This window comes from Sorangium sp. So ce1153, assembly GCF_051521595.1.
In the GTDB taxonomy this organism is placed as follows: Bacteria; Myxococcota_A; Polyangia; order Polyangiales; family Polyangiaceae; genus Sorangium.
The window spans coordinates 1,175,265-1,194,055 of the sequence record NZ_CP150361.1; the positions used below are offsets into that span (position 1 = coordinate 1,175,265).

Annotated in this window: 14 protein-coding genes; 5 read left to right on the forward strand and 9 right to left on the reverse strand. The window is 70.2% G+C overall.

The genetic code is table 11. The annotated features are described in order from the left end of the window. The first annotated feature begins 1,163 nt into the window (after positions 1–1,163). Both WME85_RS04060 and WME85_RS04065 read left to right on the forward strand, forming a co-directional pair. Positions 1,164–3,128, forward strand: a complete 1,965-nt coding sequence (locus WME85_RS04060) for a globin family protein (RefSeq protein ID WP_437835365.1) — start codon at positions 1,164–1,166, stop codon at positions 3,126–3,128. 88 nt (positions 3,129–3,216) lie between these two features. Continuing rightward, a complete protein-coding gene (locus tag WME85_RS04065; protein WP_437835366.1) occupies positions 3,217–5,100 on the forward strand; it encodes a protein kinase domain-containing protein in 1,884 nt (627 codons plus the stop codon). A 110-nt stretch (positions 5,101–5,210) separates the two neighbouring features. On the opposite strand, the gene WME85_RS04070 is transcribed toward WME85_RS04065, so the two are convergent. From WME85_RS04070 to WME85_RS04080, 3 genes are all read right to left on the reverse strand, one after another. Further along, the gene (locus WME85_RS04070) at positions 5,211–5,888 is read right to left on the reverse strand and encodes a glutathione S-transferase family protein (RefSeq protein WP_437835367.1); all 678 of its coding nucleotides are present in this window, start codon (positions 5,886–5,888) and stop codon (positions 5,211–5,213) included. Between the two features lie 300 nt (positions 5,889–6,188). Further along, entirely contained in the window at positions 6,189–6,824 is a 636-nt protein-coding gene (locus WME85_RS04075; protein WP_437835368.1) for a hypothetical protein, read from the reverse strand. A 341-nt stretch (positions 6,825–7,165) separates the two neighbouring features. Next, on the reverse strand, positions 7,166–8,449 hold the full coding sequence (locus WME85_RS04080) for an MFS transporter (protein WP_437835369.1): 1,284 nt from the start codon (positions 8,447–8,449) through the stop codon (positions 7,166–7,168). Positions 8,450–8,658: 209 nt separating this feature from the next. Here WME85_RS04080 and WME85_RS04085 point away from each other — a divergent pair, with 209 nt between their 5' ends. Then, positions 8,659–8,868 (forward strand): hypothetical protein, encoded by a 210-nt coding sequence (locus WME85_RS04085; protein WP_437307708.1) that lies wholly within the window; start codon positions 8,659–8,661, stop codon positions 8,866–8,868. A gap of 64 nt (positions 8,869–8,932) precedes the next feature. Here the strand turns inward: WME85_RS04085 and WME85_RS04090 are convergent, their stop codons facing one another. The 3 genes from WME85_RS04090 to WME85_RS04100 form a co-directional block, all read right to left on the reverse strand. Next, positions 8,933–9,856 (reverse strand): glutamate--tRNA ligase family protein, encoded by a 924-nt coding sequence (locus WME85_RS04090; protein WP_437835370.1) that lies wholly within the window; start codon positions 9,854–9,856, stop codon positions 8,933–8,935. 90 nt (positions 9,857–9,946) lie between these two features. Then, entirely contained in the window at positions 9,947–11,809 is a 1,863-nt protein-coding gene (locus tag WME85_RS04095) for a glutamate--tRNA ligase (RefSeq protein ID WP_437835371.1), read from the reverse strand. Positions 11,810–11,946: 137 nt separating this feature from the next. Continuing rightward, on the reverse strand, positions 11,947–13,821 hold the full coding sequence (locus WME85_RS04100; protein ID WP_437835372.1) for an adenylate/guanylate cyclase domain-containing protein: 1,875 nt from the start codon (positions 13,819–13,821) through the stop codon (positions 11,947–11,949). 384 nt (positions 13,822–14,205) lie between these two features. On the opposite strand from WME85_RS04100, the gene WME85_RS04105 reads away from it, so the two are divergent. After that, positions 14,206–14,928, forward strand: a complete 723-nt coding sequence (locus WME85_RS04105) for a hypothetical protein (protein WP_437835373.1) — start codon at positions 14,206–14,208, stop codon at positions 14,926–14,928. A gap of 58 nt (positions 14,929–14,986) precedes the next feature. Here the strand turns inward: WME85_RS04105 and WME85_RS04110 are convergent, their stop codons facing one another. From WME85_RS04110 to WME85_RS04120, 3 genes are all read right to left on the reverse strand, one after another. Then, on the reverse strand, positions 14,987–16,261 hold the full coding sequence (locus tag WME85_RS04110) for a hypothetical protein (RefSeq protein ID WP_437835374.1): 1,275 nt from the start codon (positions 16,259–16,261) through the stop codon (positions 14,987–14,989). A 572-nt stretch (positions 16,262–16,833) separates the two neighbouring features. Beyond that, positions 16,834–17,220 carry an Hsp20/alpha crystallin family protein gene (locus WME85_RS04115; RefSeq protein ID WP_437835375.1) on the reverse strand — a complete coding sequence of 129 codons (387 nt, stop codon included), beginning with the start codon at positions 17,218–17,220 and terminating at the stop codon, positions 16,834–16,836. Positions 17,221–17,305: 85 nt separating this feature from the next. Further along, entirely contained in the window at positions 17,306–17,770 is a 465-nt protein-coding gene (locus WME85_RS04120) for an Hsp20/alpha crystallin family protein (protein WP_437756781.1), read from the reverse strand. Positions 17,771–18,192: 422 nt separating this feature from the next. Between WME85_RS04120 and WME85_RS04125 the strand changes: the two genes are divergently transcribed. Continuing rightward, positions 18,193–18,774, forward strand: coding sequence for a YtfJ family protein (locus tag WME85_RS04125; RefSeq protein ID WP_437835376.1), 582 nt, complete (start codon positions 18,193–18,195; stop codon positions 18,772–18,774). Positions 18,775–18,791 lie beyond the last annotated feature (17 nt).

The following is an 18,791-nucleotide window of genomic DNA, read 5'->3' on the forward strand; positions in this document are numbered from 1 at the left end:
CCTGTCTCCTCGCCTCCCTGTTCAATTTCCCCGCTGAAAGGGGCTGCAGAATGAGGGGATTCCCTGGGTGCCGGCCTCGAGCGGCCGGGGGGCGGGAAGGCGCCTGGGCGTCGGCGATGAAGCGCTAGATCGCGCCCGAGCTCATCGCGTGTCCCTGGCAACAGTCCTGGCTGCGTCTCCGTGCGCCTCCTGGTGTGCTGCTCGGACGAGAAGGGGGTGAACGCCAGGACGCCAAGAGAAAGGAGCTCTGGTTTCTCCTGGCGTCCTTGCGGTGGACTCTATCCGGGTCGTTGTACCCGATGCTGCCGAGCACCGCATCACCTCCTGAGATCACCGCGAGCCTCCGCGATATCCCCGATCCCTCTTGCCGCCGGGCCTGGCGTCGATGTCGCCCACGACGTCCTTTGGCGTGCGACACGTGCATTGACCCTCCTGTGACGCGCTTCGATCGGGCCGGCAAAGTGGCCGGCTCCCTCTGTCGCGAGCGGCTCGTGCGCCTCCGTTTCCCGGGACAGCGCCCGTACGTCAGGCGGAGTGGCGACGAGGTGCGGCGCGGCGGAACCGACGTGGAAGGGCGGCCGCGCCGCCCCGAGAGCGCCAGCCCGCCGCCCGAAGAGCGATCCTCCTGACAACAGGGAGGTCGCCGCCGCGGCGCAAGGCCCGCGTCCGTTGCCGCGGTATCGACCGCGAGAAGGCGGCGGCGGCCGCACCCCGGGCAGTCCAGCCCCATGGAACCCTTGGCAGAATAGCACCCCGATGTGTCGCTCCATGGCCTCACCCGCCGCGCGAGCGACGGGTTGTATAAGTAAGCCCCGCCAGGGCCTCGCCGCCGGGAAGAGCGCGCCGCGTCGCCGGAGTGGACACCGCGGGGCAGCGCGATCTTCGCTCCACCGGCGAGGTCGCCGCGCTGCCGCGCGCGCACCAGGCTGGCCAGGCCACCGTTCGCCGCGCCTACCGCGCGCGGTCCGCGCGCTGCCACGGCTCTCCTGCCGGCCGTGCGCCGTTGCCCCTGCCGACCCTCGCGCCCCGCTCGCCGTGGCGTAGGCAGGCGCCGGCTCCGTGATGTAGGATGGCGATAGCGGCGGCTCCTGTGCTCTGAACACGCGCGTCACGGCGCGCACCTCACCGAAGCAATCCCGGTAACCTCCAGCGGACAACTCACGATGGCCAAACCGAACGATCCCTTTGCGCCCCCCACCAATACGCGCGGCTCCGCGACGCCGGGGGATGCCGCCAAGCCGCAGCGCGGCATCAGCGCGCCCTCGCCCGCGCGCGCGGTGCCCGCCACGGCGGGGCCCGCCACCCAGCGAGGGCCCGGGGCGTACGGCGCGCCCGATTTCCTGAGCAAGGCCGCGCGCCCGGCGCCGTCGTCCGAGCTCCCGAGCCAGCGCACGATCGAGCTCGTGCAGTGGTCCTGGGCGAAGGTGATGCCCATCTCGGACGCCGCGGCGGCGCTGTTCTATGAGCGGCTGTTCACGCTCGACCCGTCGGTGCGGCCGCTGTTCAAGAACGATATCGCCGAGCAGAAGAAGAAGCTCATGCAGACGCTCGCCGTGGCCGTCGACGGGCTCAACAACCTGCCGAAGCTCGTGCCGGTGCTCCAGTCGCTCGGCGTGCGGCACCAGGGCTATATGGTGGCCGAGCACCATTACGATGTGGTGGGCGAGGCGCTGCTCTGGACGCTGCGCGAGGGGCTCGGCGACGCCTTCTCGAGCGACGTCGAGACGGCGTGGAAAGAGGTCTACGGCCTCATCGCCGACGTCATGAAGAAGGCCGCCGCCGCGCACGCGGCCGTGGGCACCACGCAGGCGCTCCCCCCGGCCGCGACGTCGCCGGCGCCAGCGCTCAGCGGCGGCTCCCGGCTGAACGCCCCGCCGGGCGGCCGGCCGGGCGGCGCGGACGCGGTGCAGCGGCCCAAGTCGGTGCCGCCGCCGTCGTCGGCCAAGGTGGCCGCGCGGACGCTCGTCGGGGTCGTTCCTCCCTGGCAGCAGAGCGAGCCGCCGCCGGCGCCAGCGGCTGCGCCCGCGCCCGCGGCGGCTGGCGGGCCGGTCAGCCCGCGCACCATCGAGCTCGTGCAGCGCTCGTGGGCGAAGGTGATGCCCATCTCGGACGCCGCGGCGGCGCTCTTCTACCAGCGCCTGTTCGAGCTCGACCCGTCGACGCGGTCGCTGTTCAAGAACGACATGGCCGAGCAGAAGAAGAAGCTCATGCAGACGCTCGCCGTGGCGGTCGATGGGCTGAGCAACCTCGGCAAGCTCGTGCCCGTGCTCCAGTCGCTCGGCGTGCGCCACCACGGCTACATGGTGACGGACCACCATTACGACGTGGTGGGCGAGGCGCTGCTCTGGACGCTGCGCGAGGGGCTGGGCGACGGCTTCACGCGCGACGTGGAGACGGCGTGGACAGAGGTCTACGGCGTCATCGCCGACGTCATGAAGAAGGCCGCCGCAGAGCACGTCGGCCGCGCGGCCCCCGGCGCTGCGCCTTCGCCCGCGCCCGCGCGCGAGCGCCCGCAGCGGCCGCCGATGTCCGAGCCGCGGGCGCCCGCTCCCCAGAGCGTCACGGAGGTGATGCCGCCGAAGAAGCGCCAGAAGGGCCCGCTCGACGAGGACGCCGACACGCTCCACTACCAGACGAACCCGGCCCACGAGGCGCTGTCGAGCAGCGGCCTGGGCCCCGACGAGCACCGGGCCGCGCCCGCCGCGGCGGCGAGCCCGCAGGGGATCGTCATCCCCTGGGCGGGGCAGGACATGGTCGTGAACGTTCACGTCAAGCTGGACAGCCCGCTCGTGACGGTCCCGGCGGCGGCGCCCGTCGTGGTCCCCGCGGCGCCCGCCGCGCTGGAGCCGACAGGGTCGACGGGGCCGAGCGGCCTCGTCGCGGGGCTCGCGATCGGCCTGCTCTCCATCGCCGCCTCGATGGCCACGGCCATCCTGCTCGCGGTGGGCGGGCCGGAGCGGGCCGCGGCCGGGGCAGGCGCCGCGGCGGACCGGGCCTCGTCGAGCGTCGCGTCCCTCGCCACCTACGCCGTGCCGATCATCGTCACGGTGCTCGTCCTCTCCGCGTTCACGATGGGGCACATCCTCGGGCGGGGCCGGGCGCGGGGCGACGCAGGCGGCGGGCAGTAGCGAGGTGGACGCGCGGCTCGTGACCGCGGGCGGACGCATTCGCCCGGCGTGCGCAGGGGTTTAGTGGCAACATGAGAATGAGAGTCCGATGATGGCGGATCCTGCGGCGACGCTGACCCACATGGCGGGACAGTGGCTGGGACCATTCCAGCTCATCCAGCTGCTCGGCATCGGCGCCATGGGCGCCGTGTACCTGGCCAGGGACACCGTCCTCCAGCGCGACGTCGCCGTGAAGCTCATCGCGAAGGGGAGCGCGGACACCGATCCCGAGCGGCGCGACCGCTTCCTGCGCGAGGCGCGCGCGGCGGCGCGCCTGCTCCACCCCAACGTGGTGCAGATCTTCCAGGTCGGCGAGGACGCGGAGGTCCGCTACATCGCCATGGAGTACGTCCACGGCCTGACCATGGCGCAGGCGGCCAAGCAGCACGGCGGTCGCGTGCCGGAGCAGTTCGGGATCGAGAAGATGCGCGAGGCCGCGGCGGCGCTGGAGCTCGCGGCCTCGTTCGGCATCTCTCACCGCGACATCAAGCCCGCGAACCTCCTGCTCAACGCGTCGGGCACGCTCAAGATCGCGGACTTCGGCCTGGCGTCCCACCCCGAGAGCGGCCCGCTCGGGACCACCTCCGCCGCCCGCACGCTGGAGGGCACGCCCTTCTACATGAGCCCGGAGCAATGGACCGGGCAGGAGATCGCGCCTCCGTCGGACATCTACAGCCTCGGCTGCACCTTCTACCACCTGCTCGTGGGCAGGACGCCGTACTCGGCGAGGGATCTCGCCGGCTGCTTCCAGGCGCACTGCCACGCGGCCGTCCCGGATCCGAAGCTGGCGATGCCGGACATCGATCCGCTCCTCGCGGAGCTCCTCCGCCGCTGCATGTCGAAGAGGGCCCAGGAGCGGCCGTCGGCCGGGCACATCGTGGCGTTCCTCGAGGACATGCTCATGCTCCGGCGCAGCAGCGTCAGGCCGCGGGAGCTGCCGGACGCCGCGGGCCCGCTGCGCGGCTCCTCGATCGATCTCGCCGACACGCGGATCAGCCAGCTCCCGGTGGCGACGCGGAGCGCGCTCGCCACGCCGACCGGCACGATCATGGTGAACAGCGCCGGCGCCGTCGGGCACTTTACCGGCCAGTACAGCTACCGCAACCACTTCGGGCTGACGGGGTATCCGTTCAGCGACATCCGGCAGCCGAGCTTCTTCTGGGATGCGGGCCCGTATGCCTGGGTGCTGAGGACGCTGGCGTCGCAGATCGTGGCCGGGCAGCGCCCGGCGATCCTCGTGGGCGAGCCGGGGAGCGGCCGGACGTTCGTCTGCGAGATGATCAAGAACAAGGTGCCCCGGATCCAGGTCTTCTCGGTCGAGCCGCAGCTGCTCTTCGGGACGCGGCCGCTCGTGGCGCTGTGCCGGCAGATCGGGGCGTCGGGCGTCTCGCCCACCCTGAGCCAGCAGGTCCTCGTCGACACGTTCCTCGGGCACGCGCTCCAGCGCGCCGGGTCGGACGCCATCGCGGTCCTCGTCATCGACGGGGTCGATCCGGACGATCACGATCTCCTGATGGAGCTCCACGACATCCTCCGCTGCGCCCCCGTGGGCCGGCTCTCGATGATCCTGGTGGGTTCCCCCGACCTCCCCGCGACCCTCGCGTCGAACGGCGTGCCGCGCGAGCTCTACTCCGGCGCGCAGTCGCTCCTGCTCCCCGGCATGACGCAGCAGGAGATGATCGAGTACATCGATTTCAGGATGCGGTCTGTCGGCGGGAGCGGGCGGGGGATCAACCTCGACATCGCGTCACAGCAGCTGCTGCACGCGAGGAGCGGCGGGAGCCCGAAGCTCATCAACATCTTCTGCCACAACGCGCTGACGATCGCCGCGCTGCAGGGCGAGAGCGAGGTGAGCCTGTCGTCGATCCGCCTCGGGATGAAGAGCAAGAGCTACCTCACGGCCGAGGCGGCCGTCGCCCTGATCCGCGGCTGAGCTGCGCCCCCCGCCAGGCGGCGGGCGATGGGGCTCCGCCAGGCGGCGGGCGATGGGGCTGGCGGGAGCGCCGCGGAGTCCTCTCGTGCTCCGCGGCTTCCGCCCGCCGCTCAGTCGGTCCACTGGTGCGTCTCTTCGGGTTTTCCGCCGAACGAGGCGAGGGGGACGGTCCACGTGCGGAGCCGCCGGGCGCTGCGCACGTACTCGCGGACGCCGTCTGCCGCGAAGAACGCGGTCATCGCGCGGTAGAGCTCCGGCAGCTCTTTCACGAGGCCTGTGTGCAGGGGCATGATGGACTCGAGGGTGTACGCCATGGCGGCGTCGGCCAGGGTGTAGCGGCCCGGGACGACCCAGTGGTCGGCGTCGGCGCGGGTACGTATGAAGTAGTCTTCCAGGCGCTCCAGCTTCCTGGCGGTGGCGGCGCGGTGGTCGGCGCGGACCTCGTGGAAGCGCGGGTTCCAGAAGAGCGCGCCGACATCCATGAGCACCTCGCAGGCGGTGTCGGCCACCTCATCGATTCGCGCGCTCTGCTCGAGCGTGTCGCCGTAGAGCTCCAGCTTGCGCGCCAGATAGCGGTTGATCGCCTGTGACTGGCAGAGGGTGAACTCTCCATCTTGCAGCACGGGCAGCTGCCCGAACGGCGTACACCCCAGGAATCGCTCCTTGGTCTGCGGCTGGACCCAGCTCTCCAGGGGAACGAACTCCTCCTCGTACGGCGCGCCGCGGAGCGCCAACATGAGCCTGGCCACCTCGACACGCCCGCGCGTCGCAAAATAGATGATCTTCATCTCTCGTCCTCCGTTGACGGCGGCGACTCTACAGCAACTCGCCCCCCCTTCCAACGGACGCCGCCTCGGCCACGAATCGCGCCTCGATCGTAGGCGGCTCTCCCACAAGGAAGAAGAGCGGAACTCGCCCGTATCCGAAGCGGGCGAGCTCCGCTCTGGAGCACCGAACAGCTTGAAACGTCCGGGAACGAAGAGGTTTGAACCACAGAGGCACAGAGGACACAGAGGAACAACCAAAAAACTCTGTGCCCTCTGTGCCTCTGTGGTTCATTTTCTCGGTGTTTCAACCTGCTCGGTGTCCTAGCTATCGTTGCCTGGGGGGCGGGGCCCGCTCTGCGGGGCGGCGGGGATCGGGTCGCGCCGCGGGGTCGAGGCGAGCACCGCCTCGTCCGTCATGGGGGAGCGCGGCACGTTCAGCGCCCGACCGATACGTGCTCTCGAGTGCTTGTCATTGTCGATGCACCTGCCTCGCGTGTACGCGCTGAGCCGGTCGCGCGCGTCCTGCTTGCGGCAGGCCCCGAAGGATCTCCTGATGAGCGCGAGCCCCGCGCGAAAGCACTTCTCGCGATCCGCGACGAGATCCTCGTGCGACCAGCCCTCCCGGGTCCTGCCGGCGCCGACCCGCACCTGGAGCAGACAGGAGTCGAGCCCCGAGCCGCGCGAGAGCTTCCCGATGCCGAGATCGACGTCGCGACGGTAACCGCTCTCGTAATAGGCGATCGACAGGAGCAGCGCCATCGTCTCAGCTCGCCCGCGCGGGCCGCCGAAGAGCGGCTTCAATTCGGGATCATACGCCACCTTCGCCGCCGCGCTCGCGATCTCATGATAGCGCGCGCGGCCCGCCTCGGGCGTCTCGATCGCGTCCTTGATCAGGCTCGTTCCGGGTGGGGCCCATGTAACCATGATGCCGACAGCCCACGCGATGACTGAATCCATGACATATGTAAGGTCCTGGTCTCTGGCTGCGTCAAGCAATTCAGACAGCCTGGCTGGGATTATCGTCGTGCGTTGTACGACCGCACGCCGCCCAGCGTGCATTTATACCGTCCTTGTCAAATTGCCAATTGTGTAGACGACGGTACGCGGTGCGCAATTATTTTCGCACCACGAGTTCGCGCCACGAGTTCGCACCACGAGTCATCTCGTGGGCTTTGCGCGAGGGCTGAACCATGGAGTCCTCGCTTCCGATCTGCGGGGATGGGCTCGCGGTCACCCGGGGCGGAGCGGCGGTGTGCTGCGCGCTCGTGTGCGGGTGAGCCGCCGCGGCGCCGCGATCATCACGCCTGTTCGAGGGCGCCCTCTTCGGAGCTCGCCTGCGTGTCCTCGAGCCGGTCGACGGCGCGCAGCTCGGGGAACAGCCAGCCCCAGAGCAGCACGACGGCCATCGTCCCGAGGCCGCCGATCACCACCGTGGGGACGGTCCCGACGAGCCTCGCGAGGGTGCCTGACTCGAGCTCTCCGAGCTCGTTCGAGGCGCCGACGAACACCATGTTGACGGCGCTCACGCGGCCGCGCATCTCGGGCGGTGTGGCGAGCTGCTCCAGGGTCATGCGCACGACGACGCTCACCATGTCGGTGGCGCCGATCACGGTGAGCGCGGCCAGCGAGAGGAGGAAGCTCTGCGAGAGGCCGAACACCACCGTGGCGAGCCCGAACAGCCCGACGCAGAGGAGCATCTTCCGCCCGGCGTGGCGCCTGATCGGCCGGAACGCGAGGAGCACGGCCATGACGCCGGCCCCCGCGGCGGGCGCCGCGCGCAGCACGCCGAACCCTTGCGGGCCGACGTGGAGCACGTCGGTCGCGTAGATGGGCAGGAGCGCGACAGCGCCGCCCAGGAACACGGCCACGAAGTCGAGCGAGATGGACGCGAGGAGGACCTTCTTCCGGTAGACGTACCGCAGCCCCGCGAGCGCCGTGGCGAGCGACGGCGGCTTCTTCTCCATGCGGCCGGTGCGCACCTGCACGGCCAGGAGGCCGGCGCACGCCGCGGCGAGCGCGAGGCTCGCGGTCAGGTAGACCGGCGCCGCCGCCTTCCAGTGGCCGTAGAGCAGCCCCCCCACGCTCGGCCCGCCGATCGCCCCGACCTGCCAGAGCGTCGACTGCCACGTCGCCGCGTTCTGGAAGTGCGCGGCCGGCACGAGCGCGGGCAGCAGCGACGAGCCTGCGGGCCCCTGGAAGGCGCGCACCGTGCCGAGGAGCACGAGGACGGCATAGATGGCCGACAGGTTCGGGCTTGGCGCGCGCGCGATGAGGAAGAGCGCGAGCGCCGCGAGCGACGACGTGAGGTAGCAGAGGACGAGGATCCCGCGCCGATCGAAGCGATCGGCCGTGTGTCCGGCCGCGAGGGACAGCCCCGCCACGGGGAGGAACTGGGCGAGCCCCACGTAGCCGAGCGCGAGCGGGTCGCGCGTGAGGGCGTACATCTGGAACCCCACGGCGACCGATTGCATCTGGTACGCCATCGTGGCGAGCAGGCGGGCCGCAGCGTACACGCGAAAATCGCGGGACTTGAAGGCGGCGATCGGCGACGAGGGTTCCAGGGCGGCAGGGGCGGTGGCCATGAACGAGTCCGGGCAACGTTCATGGCGCATTCCAGCGTGGGCTGCCAGGACCGCGGTTACGCCCCGCACGTCCAAAATCAGTGTGACTGTTCCGTTCGGCAAAAACCCCGTTCCACTCCTGCGACGGTGGTTCGGGACGGCGACGTTTGCGTGGCTCGGCACAGAATGCTGGCGCGCCGGCCTGCACCCATGGTAAGCGCCGGCCCGACATGATGCCCTCTGGAAACGACATCTCTCCGGGACGAGCGCGCAGCCTCGCCGAGCAGGCGCGGCGAGCCTGGGTTCTGTTCGGGAGCCGTTCGCGCCGCGGGCGTGATGGTCGGCGCGACGACGACGACGACGACGACCTGCCGCGGCCGAGCGCGATAGTCACCCTGTTTCCGCTGCTGGGCCTCGCCGCGCTGCCGCTCCCCGCCTGAACTACGCCCCAGTCCCGCGCGACGAGCCCCCTCACCGGGAGCCGTGCAGCCTGGCAGCCCGTCCTCAGGACGCCGTCCGCACCTCGAGCCCCGCGCCGCTCCAGCTCACCACCCGGTCCCCCGTCGCGACCCGCGCCCAGCTGAAGTCCTCGAGCAGCTCCGTCGGCGTACACGGCTCCGGCCGATCCCGCAGCCCGACGCAGCAGGCGAGCGCCCCGCAGAGCGCGGGCGCGCTCCGGGCGAGCGCCACCCCGCGCGCCGCGCCGTGCGTCTTCGCGAGCTTGCCGCCGCGCTCCTCTAGGAGGAGCAGGTGGTGCCGGTAGACCGGCGCCGGCATCCCGAGCAGCGCCTGGAGCGCCGCCTGCGTCGCCGTGCTCGCCGCGATATCGCGCCCCCGGACGACGCGCGTGACGCCGGCCGCGCCGTCGTCGACCACCACCGCGAGCTGGTACGAGAAGGCCCCGTCGCGCCGGCGCACCACGGGGTCGCCCATCGCGAGCGCCGGCTCCTGCGACAGGTCGAGCCCGCCCTCGTCGACGGGCCGGAACACCCCGTCCGGCAGCCGCGCGCGGATCGGCTCGACGCTCGCGCGCCACCCGCCGGGCGGCAGCGCGCGGCCGCGCGCGCGGTTGTCGTACGCCCAGCCGCCGTCGGGCGCGCGCCGGCCGATCGCGCGCACCTCCTCGCGCGTCGCGGCGCAGGGGTAGAGCGCGCCGAGCGCCTCGAGCCGGTCCATCGCCTCCTCGTGGTGCGCCCTCCGGGTGTGCTGCTCGACGCGCTCGTCGAAATCGAGCCCCAGCCACGCGAGGTCCTCCTCGATGGAGCGCGCGAACTCGGGCCGGCAGCGGTCGGGGTCCAGGTCCTCCAGCCGCAGGACGAGCCGCGCGCCCCGCGACCGCGCGTCGAGCCAGGAGAGCAGCGCCGCGGCGAGCGTACCGAGGTGGGCGGGCCCGGTGGTCGACGGCGCGAACCGGCACACCTCGCTCATCGCTCCTCCTGCCGCCGCGGGCCGTGGAGCTGCCGCGGCCCGCGCCCTCGGCGCGCGGCCTCCGCCGGGCTCGTCACGCGGCGCCCCCGCTCAGAGGAAGCGCGCGATGCGCGCCCGCACGCGCGGCTCCCCGAGCACCGCCATGACCTCGGTGAGATCAGGGCTGTTCCGGGTCCCGCAGACCGCGACGCGGAGCACCATCGAGACGTCGCCGACATGGCCCTTCCACGACTCGGGAGCGGCCTTGTACTGCTTCACCTCGCCGGCGTAGCCGGAGGCCACGGCGATCTGCCGGATCTTCTCGAACCAGGCCTCCTTCGAGTCGGCCGGATCGAAGACGTCGAGCATCTGCCGGAGCAGCGGCTTGCGGTCCTCCTCCGGGACGTTCTCGGGGAAATCGAACGAATCGAGGCCGCTGTAGAGCTCGTCGTAGAAGAAGAAGAGCTGGGGCCGCAGATCGGGCCAGGTGACGATGCGCTTGTTCGACTTCTTGCCGCCTCGCTCGATGCCGAGGGCGCGCTTCGTGTACTCCGGATCTCGCTCCATCAGCGCGGCGAGCTCCCTGTCGTACGTCCGCGCCCAGTCGAGGCCCTGCGTGTAGACGTCCTCGGCGCTCATCCGGCTCACGACCGCCTGGCTGACGCTCTTCAGCTTGACGAGGTCGCTCAGGGCGCCGCCGGGGGCGAGCTTGTTCAGCTTGAGGGGGAAGGCGGTATACGGCTTGTCCGGGTTCGCCTTGCGCCAGTCCTCGAACGCGGAGTTGGCGATGTTGAGCAGGTACTCGATCGTGGCCGTCTCCGGGACGCCTATCTCCCGGTAGTACTCGATGTTGGCCTCCGGGTCCTTGCGCTTGCTCAGCTTGCGCCGGGCGTCCGACACCTTCGTCTCGCCCGTCTCCGGATCCGCCTCTTCCACGCGATCGAGCTTCTGGATCGGCGGGACGTGGGCGTACTCGACCGGCCTGAACCCGAGCACGCGGAAGAGCTGCAGGTGGAGCGGCATCGACGAGATCCACTCGTCGCCGCGGATGACGTGCGTCGTCCGCATCAGGTGATCGTCCACGGCGTGGGCGAAGTGGTAGGTCGGGATGCCGTCCGACTTGAGGAGGATGGTGTCCAGGTCGTTGACGGGCATCGAGATGACGCCCTTCACGCCGTCCTTCCACTCGACCCGGCCGGAGACGTCGTCCGGGGCGCGCAGCCGGAGCACGAACGGCGTGCCGCTCGCGAGCGCCTCCTTCACCCGGGCGAGCGGCGCGTCGCGCCACTTCGCCCACCGGCCGTGATAACCGGTCTTGATCGCAACGGCCCTCAGCTCCTGGACCCCCTTCTCCTGGAGCGCCTTCTGCTCCTGGACTGCTTTCTTCTGGAGCGCCTCCTGCTCCTGCCGGATGGCGTCGAGCTCCTCGACCGTGCAGAAGCAGGGGTAGGCGAAGCCGCGGCGGATGAGGTCGATCGCGTAATCGCGGTAGATCGCGACGCGCTCTGTCTGGACATAAGGGCCGTAGTCGCCCTGCTGCACGAACTCGCCCCGCGGCGAGGGCCCGTCTCCCTTTGCCGGGGCGCGGAGCACGCCCTCCTGCGGGGAGAGGTCGTAGCGAGCGAGCGAGTCGACGATGGTGTCGATCGCGCCGGGGATGGCGCGCTTCACGTCGGTGTCCTCGATGCGGAGGAAGAAGACGCCCTCGCTCTGGACGGAGAGCCGCTTGTTGATGAGCGACACGAAGACGCCGCCGATGTGCATGAACCCGGTGGGGCTCGGCGCGAACCGGGTGACCATCGCGCCCTTGGGCAGCGCGCGCCGGGGATAGCGCGCCTCGTACTCCTCGGGCCGCCTGGCCGACGCGGCGGCGTCGCCGAACAGGAGGCGCACGAGCTCGTCGCGGTCCTCTCCGGGGCCCGGTTCGCGGACGGTGACGGGAAGCGTCGTCTCGGTCGGGGCCTGCTTGTCCATGAGGGCGCGTCGCTCCTGGTCTGACATCGGGCGGGGGCGCAGCCATTGCACGCCCGCCATGGCTTGTCAATCGCGGGCTTGGGCACCTTGCGCCGCGCCGCGCGGCGCTGCTGCGGTGTGTTCTCGCCGAGGAGGCGCTACTGCGGTGAGCTCTCGCCGAGGAGCCAATAGGTCTTCATCGCGCCCTTGCCCTTGATCGCCACGAGGCCTCGCTCCTCGAGGGCGAAGTCCCCGCGGAGCAGCGCATAGCTCGCCTCGCTCACCTGGATGCGGCCGGGCTCTCCGCTCGACTCCATGCGGCTCGCCACGTTCACCGCGTCGCCCCAGAGATCGTAGCTGAACTTGCGCTTGCCGATCACCCCGGCGATCACAGGGCCGGTGTTGATGCCGATCCTGAGCTGGAAGGGCTGACCGTCGTCGGCCAGGAACTGGCTCACGGTGTCCGCCATCGCGAGGGCCATCCGCGCGATCGCCCGGGCGTGGTCGGGGCGCTGCACCGGCAGCCCGCCCACGACCATGTAGGCGTCTCCGATGGTCTTGATCTTCTCCAGGCCGAGCTGCTCGGCGAGCTGATCGAACGAGGAGAACATCCGGTTGAGCAGGCCGACGAGCTCGGTCGGGTTCAGCCGCGCGGCGAGGGGGGTGAAGCTGGCGATGTCCGCGAAGAGGATGGTCACCTCGTCGAAGTGCTCGGCGATGAGCCGCTCGTTCTCCTTGAGCTGCTCGGCGATGGACCTCGGCAGGATGTTGAGGAGGAGCCGGTCGGAGCGCTCGTGGGCCCGCTCCGCCGCCGCCTTGGCCTGCTCGAGCGCCGCCTTCTGCTGGCTCTGCCGCCGGGCGTTCGCCTCGAGGGCCGAGAGCATGCCGTTGATCGAGCTGGTGAGGCGCGACAGCTCGTCGTTGCCCGGCATGGCGACGCGCGCCGAGAGGTCGCCGACGCCGCCGATCTCGGTGACCTCGCGACTGAGGCGGGCGAGCCGGTAGAGGACCAGCTTCTCGAGCAGCAGCAGCGTGACGCCGCCGAAGACGAGGCCCACGAGCACCGTCACGAGGACGAGGTAGCGCAACGTGTCATGGCCCATGCTGAGGATGGCCCTGTCGTTGTCCACGCGCACGAGCAGCGCCGGCCGGCCGTCGATGTCGCGGAGGACGGCATACCCGGCGATCCTGTCCTCGCCGAGCGGGTGGACGAAGGTCGTGTCGTGGTCCGACATGGCGGCGCGCGCCTCGCGGAAGTCGGCGGGCAGCTCGGGGTCGTCGAGGCGCCGCACGGCGAGCGAGAGGCCGGCCGGCTCGGCGAGGCGCGCGATCTCGGCGCTGGTCAGGAAGCGGCCGAACGTGACGGTGCCGGCCGCCGGACCGCGCCCGGCGCTGCCGACGCTGGGCTGAGAGCAGAGGAGCATCGGCCCGTCCGGGAGCAGGATGATGCCGCCCCGGACGGCGTTGTTCGGAGCGTCCCGTCCGAAGAGGAGGTCGCCGACGCGGAGCCGCTCCGCGATGCCGCGCGGGAGGGGCGCCCAGCGCTTCGTGCCGTGGTCGTAGCCGGCGCTGTACACGGGCTCTCCGTCCGCGTCCGCGAAGACCGCGAGGTCGATCCGGGCGATGTCGAAGAGCTCGGGGACGAGGTTCGAGCGGACGAACTCTTGATTGCCGTCCTGCACGAACGTGTACGCGTCATCCCACTGGCTCCAGTCGGTCCAGCGCGCGTTGAAGTCGCGGCTGGCCTGATGGAAGAGGTTGAGCGCGACCTGCGCGGTGCGGCGCGTGTCCTGCGCCTCGGCGGCCATCGAGTTGGCGAGGAGCGCCCTGGATGAAACGCCGTACAGGGCAAAGCTGAGCCCGAGCAGCGTGGCGGTGATCGCCAGCAGCGTCTTCGCGCGCAGCGAGAGCAGGGCGTCGAGGGCGGGCTTCAGCGTCAGCGACGCCGAGCCTATCGAAAGGCGGGGCGGCGCGGAAGCGCTGGAGCGGGAGGGGCCGGAGCGGATGAGCTGGCGGGGGCGAGGCAGCGCCACGCGGGGCGGGGTGGGGGGCGGCGACGCGGGGCGGCGCTGGGGAGGGCGACGAGGGGCGGGGGCTGGGGGGCGACGCGGTGCAGGATGGTTCCCGGATGACCGGTGCTCGCTGGACGGGTCGAGGTGGGCCTCTGGTGGCGAGACGGCATGTCGACCCGGGGAGCGGGGAGGCAACGAGTTCCAGACGTGTGTCGATGACGTTGCCGTCGGTCGCTCTGGACAGTGCTGTGTCCGGTCGTCACCTCGGAAATCCAGGCCTATGGTAATCAGCAAAACCCGACTGGCTGACGCATTACGTGCACGTGATGCGGAGCGCCACGGCATCTCACGCCACCCCCATGGGTTCCTTGGACCGCTCTCGCGAGACCGGATAGAATCCTGTCAATGCACACGCCTGGACGGTCACTCCTCGTTCCCGCGCTCCTGCTCACGCTCGCCGCGTGCGCCAACGGCACCGACAACCTGCAGCCCGGTTACGAGGAGCAGGCCGGCGGAAGCGGCGGCGGGGGCGGCTCCGGCGGCGAGGGGGGCGACCGAGGGGTGAGCGCGTCCTCGAGCTCGAGATCATCCAGCTCGAGCTCGAGCGTGAGCTCCGTCGGGGCGGGCGGCGCCGGGGGCGAGGGCGGCGAGGGCGAAGGCGGGAGCGGCGAGGGCGGCGGCGGAGGAACGATTCCCGAATGCGACTATGGGGCGCCGAACACGTGCGTTGGCGCAGAGGATCTCGGCTCGGTCTCGGGCGACGAGGGCACCGATTCGTGGGCAGTGACGGGGACCACGTCGGAGTGGTTCAAGGTCTATGTCGTCGACGACTCACAGATATTTACCAGCACGGAGAGCTTCGGGGCCACGCTCACCTCCCCGCCGGGGATGAACTTCGATCTTATCGTGTACCAAGGTATGCCCGGAGTCGATGCGACGGACTGCTTCGCGTCCGGTGTGAGGGCGCAAGGCACGCCTGAGTCGTTCATGACCATCTGGGATGATGTGGGGGGCCAGGAAGATGCAACCTGGTTCGTCCTCGAGGTGCGCTACGTGGAGGGCACCGCGTGCGGCGAGGATGCGAGATGGACATTGGAAATCAAAGGCAATGCAGACGGGGATGACTGATCCTTTGAGGGGCATGCCCGCCCGCCCGATTGGAATCGGATGCGCTTGAACGACGCGCTCAGGGGGATATCCGCGTCATGACCACGCCGACAGTATCCGTCGTCAGCGGTGGGTCGATCAGGTTGATCGCACCATCGCTCACGCCTGCTACGACAATCTCGCGCGCGTCTGGCTGGATCGCCGCGGAGGTCGCCCCCTGGAAAGCCGCGCCGCTGCCGTACCGATGACTCCACTGATGAGTTCCGGAAGGATCGAACTTGGCGACGAACCAGTCGGTGTCGTCGGCCGTCAGCTCGCCGCCGCCGAAATCCACCTTCCCGCGAAAGCTGCCGGCGAACACGAGCTCGCCCTCGCTGTCGAACGCGACGCCCTGAAACGGCAGGGGCCCGGTCTGGTCGGCAGCGTCTCCGAACCGTTTCGACCACGAGTGGGTGCCGGTCGCTGAAAGGCGGACGGCGAACAGATCCATATCGTCAGCGCCGGTCGTCTTGCGCGTGACCTTGACATCGCTCGTGGCCGGAAACCTGATGGTGCCCGAGAAGAGCCCGACAATGCCAGCATTGCCCGCAGGGTCAACGTCGACGCCGCTGATATCGACCGTGCTTCCGTCGTTGTCATGGCCGAAAGTCGTATCCCAGCGCAGCGTTCCCTCCGCGTCATACTGAGCCACCCAGCCGAAGACTCCCATGTCGACGGCGTCTCGCGTGTGTCCAGATCCAAAGTCGACGGAGTTCACGAACGTGCCGGCGGCCACCGCACGGCCCATCGCATCGACGGCGACGCCCTTGGCCCATTGAGCTCCCGGGGTATCGCTCGTGTGATCCCCGATCTGGACGCTGTAAATGTGGCCGCCGTCCTCACCGCTCAAGCGCACCAGAAAACTGTCCAGGTCCGACGCCTCCGCGGTCTCGAACGTCGGGCCGCCGAAGGTCACGGCTCTCGTGAAGATGCCGACGAGCACGGGGTCGCCGTTCGGCGTTACGGTGATATCGGTTGGTGTGGTCTGGCCTTCCGGGCCGCCGAACTGCTCGCTCCACACGTGCCCGCCGTTCTTGTCGAGCTTGACGACGAGCATGTCGCTGCTACCGCTGGCCGGGAGATCGTCGCCGCCGAGGTTCACGGTTCCCGCGTACTTGGTCGCGAACAGCACATTGCCCTCGGCATCCAGCGCCACCGCGGCAGAGCCATCTCCCCCGAGCGGTATTCCGCGGCTGTACACATGGTCGCCGTCGCCGTCGAACACGGCGAGGAAGGCGGCGCCGCTCGTATCCTCCGGCAGGGCCGTCGTGGCATCCGGGCCGAAGTTGATCTCGCCCCGGTAGAGACCCGCCATCGCGATGCGATCTCCCTTCGGGCTTATCGCTATCGATGTTGGCCACTGGAACGGCCCCGCGCCGAACATCCTTGCCCACAGGACATCGCTGCACCCCACGCCGTCGCAGTCCTCATCCCCTCTCCGGTCGCAGTCCTCCTCGCCCGGGAGCACCTGCTCCTCGCAGTCCCCCCACGTCCCGTCCGCGCCGCAGCGCTGCGTGCCGGCCGCGCAGAGGCCGACGCCCTCGGTCTCGTCCGCGCCTTCGTAACACGCCCGCGCGTCGCCCAGCTTGCAAGGCGCCGTGCCGTCGCCCCCGGCCCCGGTCGTCGCGGCGTCGGTGAAGTCGTCGAGGCCGAGGATCGTGCTGCACCCGGAGGCGAGCAGCGTCATCGAGGCGAGGAGGGGAAGGGAGGGAAGGGAATGACGTGGACGCAGGAGAGGCACACCGGAACAGTAACCGAAGCGGGCCCCTCCAGCCCAGAGGGCATGTCGAGCGCGCAGCGCGCGTCAGGCACCGCGCGCGGCACCGGGCCCGTCCAGGGGACCACCGGTGGCCGGCGACGCGGTGCCTCGGCCGTTCGCCCGCCACGTCAGCCCGCGCTGATCGGGATCTGACGGGGCTTGAGCGAGGCGCTCTTCGGCAGGTGAATCCGGAGGACACCAGCCTGGAGCTCCGCGGAGATCTTCTCCGCGTCGATGCCCTGCGGGACCACGAAGCTGCGACGAAAGTCCGGCAGGTTGTCCGCGCTCTGCTCGCGCTCGGCCGCGTCGGTGCGCCGGCCCTCGAAGCTGAGCTCGCCCTTCTCCAGCCGGATCGCCAGGCGATCCTGCGTCACACCCGGGAGATCCGCCACGACCAGGAGCTCCTCGGCGCTCTCGTAGATGTCGACCGCCGGGGGCACGGCAGGGCGCTGCTGGATCTTCTCAGGGTTGCTCTCAGCACGGTTGGTCAAGTTGCGCTCGGTGTTCATCTTCATCGCTCCTTCCTCGAACCTTTCCAGTGTCGCGTCTCGCGGTCTCTCGCTCCGTTTCTCTTCAGCTCTCCCCACTTCCCTCGGCCGCTCAGCGCGACGTCACGCTGATCTGCCGCGGCTGCGCCTCGGCGGCCTTGTTCAGCGTCAGCGTCAGCACGCCGTTCTTGAGGACCGCAGAGGTCTTCTCGGGGTCGACCTTGCTCGGCAGCGTGAAGCTCCGGCTGAAGCGCACCGCGCCCCGCTCCTTGCGGTGAACGAGGTAGCCCTCCGGCGCGTCCGACTTGCGCTCGCCGCTCACGGTCAGGACGTCCTGATTCAGCGAGATCTGGACATCCTTCTCCGTCAGGCCAGGGAGATCGGCCTTGACCACGAGGGCGCTGCCCGTGTCGAACAGGTGGATGCGCGGGCCAGGCGTGTACCGGGGCGACTGGTCGAAATCACCGCGCAGCGACGCGCGGGGCGCGTCGTACTCCTCGAACGCCCGATCCATCCGCCGGCGCAGCTCATCCATCATGGCAAACGTGCGATCGAAATCCGTGTAACGGTTCAGCATGGCGACTCCTCCATGACCCCCGCGCAGGCGCGCGCCGGGGCCTCGCCCGCGGCGCCGTCACCCTGCTCGGGACGGCCGATTTGTTGTAGCGTTACGGGACCTTGGCTCCGAGAGCCGGTCTCTTCGCACCGCCCAATCTTCGCACGGTGCCCGACCTGTCAAGAGCCGGGCCATCCGTCCTCTCGCGCGCCCCTCGCGCCGCACAGCGGCCGGAAAAGATCCCGGAAAGGCCGCCAGCGCAGCCCGGACGACCTCATCCAGAGAACCCCAGGAGGACACCTCCAGAGCTCCCAGAGCTCCCAGAGCTCCCAGAGACACCCCCAGCCGCCAGAGCGCCCAACGACATCCACAGCCGCGCCCGCTTGATGGTACGATCGAGGTTGAACAACCCTAGGATGACTGGCCGATAGATGTTACAAACCATGGACATGCAGAACCGCCCGACCGTACCCCGCCGCCCGTGGCCCGCCCGCCTCTTCTCGGCCGCCTCCGCCGCAGCGCTGTCCCTGGCGCTGATCTCGGGCGCCGCGCTGGCGCTGCCGTCGGAGGGCGACCGGGCGCCGAACGCGCGCCTCGAGGACGCCGACGGCCGCGAGCTCCAGATGAAGGCGCTGCGGGGCAAGCCGATCCTCATCGTCTACGAGGACAAGGACTCGGCGACGCAGAACCAGGCGTTCAAGGACGCGCTCGCCAAGCTCGCGAAGGGCGACCGCTACCGGCGAGCCATCGCCCTCGCGGCGATCGCCGACGTGAGCTCCTACGACTTCTGGCCGGTGAAAGGGTTCGTGAAGGACGCCATCCGCGAGGAGTCGAGGAAGGTCGGCGCGACCATCTACTGCGACTGGGACGGCACCTTCCGGGAGACCTACCGGCTCCGGCGCGGCATCAGCAACGTGATCCTCGTCGGCAAGAACGGCCAGGTGCTCTTCGCGGCCGAAGGCAAGCTCAAGCCCGAGGCGCAGACCAGGGTCCTCGATCTGCTCCGCAAGGAAGTCGAGGGCTGAGCCCGACACGCGCGCCC